This is a genomic window from Breznakibacter xylanolyticus (assembly GCF_003254275.1).
Classification (GTDB): domain Bacteria; phylum Bacteroidota; class Bacteroidia; order Bacteroidales; family Marinilabiliaceae; genus Breznakibacter; species Breznakibacter xylanolyticus.
The window spans coordinates 1-1205 of the sequence record NZ_QKZK01000085.1; the positions used below are offsets into that span (position 1 = coordinate 1).

Genomic DNA, 1205 nt, shown 5'->3' on the forward strand with positions numbered 1-1205 from the left:
GCAGTAAAACCGCCATTAGGTATATGCGATGTTGTGGCCTGTGGTTCTTTCATTCTTCGTTTGTCGGGATGTTTCTTTCTTTGCAATAATCATCAATTTCTGTGTCACTTATAAAATAATTGTCGCAGAATTCGTCAAGCTCTTTTTCCGCTCCTGACACATACTTCTCACTAGCTGTCATAAGTTTTTCTGTCTGTTCTATGAATCTATTAAATTCAGTATTCATTTTACAGAGTTTATCAATTGTCTTGAAATCCAATTCACGATATGTCGAAGGAAACAACACTTTACTTTGATATGGATTTGAATTGAGCTCAATAATTCCGATTCCAAAAGATTGATTTAGTCTTGCCATTTCATCACTCAAACTATCGCTAAATTCAAAAGCAACTAAGTATCCATAATTTGCCCAGCTTGAATTTGAAACAGCCTGAAAGAAAGCTTTTTTCAGTTCGCTATCGCTATTTATTTCTTTTTTCAGTTCGTATGAACTCATTTTGAATGTGTCAACCCTATTTATTGATTTCAAAAAGTTCTGACTTGCTTTTGTTTGTAAGTTCAGAAACTTAATTCCGACCATGTCAGGGTGAGTCCAAATTTGGTTGCTGTCTTTGTTGTTTGATTGCTCGTGAAAAATAGTCTTTGAATATGTATCAGTATTTTTCAAGTAACTACTCAAAAGCTTATGCAAATCTCTTTCGTCATAAGTCTTCGTTTTGGGTACTTTTGTAGGAATTGTTGATTTAACTTCCGTTTCACCGCTCAAAACATCAATCGAAATATTCTGCTCGTTCCTTGTCAAGTAGTATGAATAAGTACCGCCTTGTTGTTTTATTCTTTTTACTCTTGAATCACCGTTACGAATAAAGTCACCTAGAAGAGCCGAAACTGTCGAACCAGGAGTTTTTGCTGTACCAAAGTCATAATATTTTTTCTCAACAATGTGATTGTAAACTTCCAAATAATTTGTCAGTTCGTTAATTTCTTCTAAACTTTTTAAAACAGCTTCTTTTAATGTCATTTCTCTATTCGTTATATGTTACGGTTGTCTTCTCCTACCATTGGCCACAACGGGAAGTGTAGCATTAGTGGCGGATTGCGGGCGAATCACCTTTCAAACCGTTAGATGGCTGATGCGGGAAAAGAACCTTGCGAAACGTGCTTCAACCGCCATTAATGCTACACAATGTTGAACTAAATCCCTA

At 35.7% G+C, this 1205-nt stretch carries 1 protein-coding gene; it reads right to left on the reverse strand.

The window, feature by feature from the left end; genetic code table 11:
- Nucleotides 1-49 precede the first annotated feature (49 nt).
- Nucleotides 50-1021, reverse strand: coding sequence for a hypothetical protein (locus LX69_RS17405; protein ID WP_111447296.1), 972 nt, complete (start codon nt 1019-1021; stop codon nt 50-52).
- Between the last annotated feature and the right edge of the window lie 184 nt (nt 1022-1205).

Coding starts and splice junctions, on each gene's coding strand:
- LX69_RS17405 (WP_111447296.1), bottom strand. CDS start 1,021: ATGACATTAAAAGAAGCTGTTTTAAAAAGTTTAGAAGAAATTAACGAA.